General features: G+C 66.1%; 3 protein-coding genes and 2 pseudogenes. 4 read left to right on the forward strand and 1 reads right to left on the reverse strand.

Annotated elements, in window-relative coordinates:
• The 4 genes and pseudogenes from HMPREF0591_RS25870 to HMPREF0591_RS25880 form a co-directional block, all read left to right on the forward strand.
• Positions 1-578: pseudogene (locus tag HMPREF0591_RS25870) on the forward strand (arsenate reductase ArsC); the annotation flags it as partial.
• 164 nt (positions 579-742) lie between these two features.
• A pseudogene (locus HMPREF0591_RS25875) lies at positions 743-1,777 on the forward strand (cytochrome P450); the annotation flags it as partial.
• Between the two features lie 26 nt (positions 1,778-1,803).
• On the forward strand, positions 1,804-2,130 hold the full coding sequence (locus HMPREF0591_RS34585) for a cytochrome P450 (RefSeq protein WP_341860235.1): 327 nt from the start codon (positions 1,804-1,806) through the stop codon (positions 2,128-2,130).
• Positions 2,131-2,160: 30 nt separating this feature from the next.
• On the forward strand, positions 2,161-3,600 hold the full coding sequence (locus HMPREF0591_RS25880) for a recombinase family protein (protein WP_007171692.1): 1,440 nt from the start codon (positions 2,161-2,163) through the stop codon (positions 3,598-3,600).
• Positions 3,601-3,793: 193 nt separating this feature from the next.
• Here HMPREF0591_RS25880 and HMPREF0591_RS25885 read toward each other — a convergent pair.
• Positions 3,794-4,730, reverse strand: a 937-nt coding sequence (locus HMPREF0591_RS25885; RefSeq protein WP_007171693.1) for a replication initiator, incomplete at its 5' end; no start/stop codon positions are given.

Here is a 4,730-nt window from a genome sequence, read left to right on the forward strand (position 1 = left end):
AGCGATCGCCACCTACGGCGCCACCTCCGGGCAAGCACTCGCCGGCGTCGTCGGCCCGCTAATCGAAGTGCCCGTGCTGGTCGGCCTGGTCTACGTCTCCCTAGCCCTGCGCCCCCGACTCTCACCTCCCGCCGCCGCCACCCCAGGAGTTCCCGCGGATGGCCGATAAACCCAGCGTGCTGTTCGTCTGCGTTCATAACGCCGGACGCTCCCAAATGGCGGCCGCGCTGATGACCCACCTGGCCGGTGACCGCATCGAAGTCCGCTCCGCCGGCACCGAACCCGCCGATCAGCTCAACCCAATGGCCGTGGCCGCGATGGCCGAACTGGGCATCGACATCACCGCCGCCACCCCCACCGTGCTCACCGCCAACACGGTGCAAACCAGCGACGTCGTCATCACCATGGGCTGCGGCGACACCTGTCCCTACTTTCCCGGCGTCACCTACCGCGACTGGAAACTACCCGACCCCGCCGGCCAACCCCTCGACACCGTACGCAGCATCCGCGACAACATCGCCGACCATGTCCAAGCCCTCGTCGCCGAACTGCTACCCGGTGGCCAAGCACCCGATTGATCTGACCAACACCGACCCCACCAAACTCGAAACACGATTTGCCTCAGATCAAATGACAAAAACACCCCCGCGGGATTGCCACTTGATCTGAGGCACCGCAGGTCGGCTACAGGTGCCCCAGATAGGACGACAACGGACAGCACCGCCTGCCGGTTCTGGGCGACGTGCTGGGCACGAATCCCAGTAGACCTATCCAGTCGATGCTGCGGCAGGTGCGCGACCTGGGACCGATCTCGGTCCGCAAAATATTCGACACCGAGATCGTCACGGTGGGTGAAGCCGACCTAGTCGCAGAATTGAACGATGACACCCGCTTCACCAAATACGCGGGGTTTCACCTTTCGGCGCTGCGCGCGATCGTCGGTGACGCGCTGTTTACCGCAGAGAACGAGGAACCGAATTGGCAGCTGGCGCACGACATCCTGGCCCCGGCGTTCACCCGCGAGGCGATGAGCGGCTACCACCCGACCATGGTGCAGGTGGCCCGCCATCTGCTGGCCCGCTGGGACGCCGCGGCCGATCGCAGAGCGCGGGTCGACGTCAGCGCCGACATGACGCGGTTGACGTTGGAGACCATCGGGCGCGTCGGATTCGGTTATCGGTTCGGCTCCTTCGACGGCGACCGGCCGCATCCGTTCGTCACCGCCATGATCCGCTCGCTGCGCTACGCCAACTTATCGATGCCGCCGCCTTTGGTGCACCGGGTCCTGGCCGGCTCTGCCCGCCGGCACCGAGAGGATGTCGCGACGATGGAGCGCATCGTCGACGAGGTGATGGCGGCGCGTGGCGGCGGCACGGCTCCCGCCACGCCTGACCTGCTCGACCGGATGCTGCGCACCGCGCACCCCGAGTCCGGCCACCGCTTGGACCCGGTCAACATCCGCCGGCAGATCATCACCTTTGTGGTCGCCGGCCACGAAACTACCTCGGGCGCATTGTCCTTCGCCCTGTACTACCTCACGCGAGACCCGCAGGTCTTGGCGCGAGCGCAAGCTGAGGTCGACGCACTGTGGGGCCAGACCGACGAGCCCGACCCCGCCTTCACCGATATCCCCAAACTGCGGTATGTGCGCGCGGCTCTCGACGAGGCGCTGCGGCTATGGCCGACCGCGCCCGCCTATCTACGGGCCGCCCGCACCGATACCGTGCTGGGTAGTCGGTACCCGATGAACAAGGGCGACTGGGCGATGGTGCTGCTGCCGCTGCTGCACCGCGACCCGCGGGTGTGGGCCGATCCCGAGCGGTTCGATCCCGACCAGTTCGCTCGTTCGCTCCCGGCCAAGCCAAATCCCGTCCCCCGCATGCCTACAAGCCATCCGGGACGGGGCAACGGGCCTGCATCGGCCGCCAGTTCGCCCTGCACGAAGCCGTACTGGCGCTGGCGCTAATGCTGCACCGCTACCATTTCACACCCACCGACAGCTACAAGCTGAACATTGCCGAATCGCTAACCATCAAACCGCGGGGCTTCGAGCTCAACCCATGCCGACGCCGCCGACACCTGGCGGGTGGTTCCAAAATTCATGCCGATCAAGGGGGCCGAACTACTTGACGAAGCTAACATGTTGCTAAACTACCCTCTATGGCAAAGGTGAAACCGGCTAGTCAGCGGGTTGGGGTGCGGTCGGCGGCGATTTATGCCCGGATCTCGGCGGATGTTGAGGGCACTGGGTTGGGCGTGACGCGGCAGTTGGAGGATTGCCGCAAGCTGGCTGCTGATCGGGGTTGGCCGGTTGGTGGTGAGTATGTCGACAACGACGTGTCGGCGTTCTCGGGCAAGCCCCGCCGGCAGTACGCCCGGATGTTGGCCGACCTGGAATCGGGTGCTCGGGATGGGGTGATCGTCTACAACCTGGACCGGCTGCATCGGCGTCCGGTGGAGTTGGAAGAATTCGTGGCCTTGTGTGAGTCGGTGGGTGTGCGTGATGTCGCGACGGTGACCGCCGATATTGATCTTGGAAATGATGACGGGTTGTTTATGGCCCGGATTTTCGCGGCGTTCGCGGCCAAAGAGTCCGGGCGCAAATCCGCGCGCATCCGCCGCAAGATGTTGCAGAACGCCGAACATGGATTGCCGCACGGCTCGGTGCGCCCGTTCGGCTACGAATCCGACAAGGTCACGGTGCGTTGCGATGAGGCCGCGGTGGTGCGTGAGATGGTGGACCGTTATCTGGCGGGCGCTTCGATCCGGTCATTGACGATGTGGCTCAACGATTCTGGTGTGGCTCCGGCGGCGTCGAAGGCGTGGCGGACCTCGGCGGTGCGCCAAATCCTTTGCTCGGGGCGCATCGCCGGGCTGCGTGAGCATCACGGCCAGGTGATTGGTGAGGCGGCGTGGCCGGCGATCATCACCCCCGTACAGCGGGATCAGGTGTTGGCCCGCATGGCTGGCCGCGCGTTGACGAAGACTCGCGCACCGCGCACCTACCTGCTGTCGGGGTTGCTGCGCTGCGGGCGGTGCGGCAACCGGTTGTATTCCCAAGCCCGCCATGTTAATCCGGACAATCGGGTGCGCCGCTATGTGTGTTTGAGCGGCCCGGATCAGGGCGGCTGCGGGCGACTGACTGTGGTGGCCCACCCCGTGGAGGAGCTGTTGACGGACGCGGTGCTGACCCGGCTGGACTCCCCGGCGCTGGCCGATGCGCTGGCGGGCAAGGCCAGCGTGGATGCCGATGTGGCGGCGTTGTCGGCCCAGCTCGACACCGACACCACCCGCTTGGATGAGTTAGCCGCGCTGTATGCGAATGGAACCGTGACGGCGCGGGAGTGGATCGCCGCGCGTGACCCGATCACCGCTCGTATCGCTGAAACGCGCCGAGCGATCGCGGCTGCCACCGATACCACTGATGTGCAGGAGTTGGCCGGCACCGGGCGTCTGCTACGCCAGCAGTGGGGCGGCTTGGACATCGACCGCCAACAAGCAGTCATCAAATCGGTGCTCGATCACGCCGTCATCGCTCCGGGAACCCCTGGGTCGCGCAGCCTCGACATCGGCCGGGTGCTGCCCGTTTGGCGGGTGTGAGCCGAGGGCCGCGCCGGGTGGCTTGCTCCGAGCAGGGTGGCGATGCGTGCGATGACGGTCGGATCGGTCACGGTGACTGGCACGTTCTGGCGCTCACATGAGGCGGTCAGCCACGCAATGAACTCGGGGCGCTCATGCAACGGGACCGCACCAGCATCGTGGTTGCCGGCCGCTGCCGGGGGTGTCGTGGCCATCACCCTGGCCCGCGTGGCGCTGGCGGGATGCGGGTGGCGTCTGGTCGGGATTCGGTGATACCGACGATGCGGGCGTGAATGTGGCGCAGGGCTGCTGAGATGACCAAGACGCGGTCGCCGGCGCTGGCGTGCCCGGCGCGATCGAACTCCCACAGCACCTGATCGGTGTCGATCGGTTGGTGTCGCCCGCCTGTGCTCGCTGTCACGTCGTCAGCGGAATGGGCGGATTGTGTAGCATCATGCCGCCCTGAATGTTTAGTCATCTGCTGACGGGTCCAGGTGGCGCGGGCGCCGCGCAGGGCACCCATGGTGGTTGAGTAGTGCCGCGATTTGGTGGTGATGTGGCCGCGGTAGCCCAGGGTGTGCAGCCAGCGTCCGATCCCCGCCAAAGACATTCCCTCCGCTGTGTGTTCGGCGAGTTCGGCGATGGTGGCCAGGATGGCGCGTATGTGTTCGCTGATGTCGAGGTCGCGGATGGCTTCTGCTGAGAGGCGCCGTGCGGTGATGCCGAAGTCGTGCAGGGATTTGGTGACGTATTTGGCCAGGTATGCCGCGACCCGACGCGGCGACAACCGCGATACCGTAGCGCGCGCGGTGTCGTCGGCTTCGGAATCGCTTGCGGTTAGTGACGTTTCGGGTGTCAACGGGTGGGTGTCGATCTGGGTGCCGAACCGCAGCGTCCGCATGACAATCTGGTCGGGCTCGTCGCCGCTTGCTACGTCGATGTTGACGTGACGCGCGGCGCGCTGGATCAGGGCGGCCAGCTCGGTGCCGGTGATCGGTGACGACCAGGCGGTGTGCTGATCGGCTATCGGGCGGGACTCCCCACCACCCCACGGGGCGGCGGGGCCGTGACAATGCGGGTCACGCGATCCGGTGGTGTCGTTGTCGGCAGGTGGTGGGTCGAGGCGGATCAGGGCGTGGATGTGCGGGATG

The organism is Mycobacterium parascrofulaceum ATCC BAA-614, assembly GCF_000164135.1.
Lineage (GTDB): Bacteria > Actinomycetota > Actinomycetes > Mycobacteriales > Mycobacteriaceae > Mycobacterium > Mycobacterium parascrofulaceum.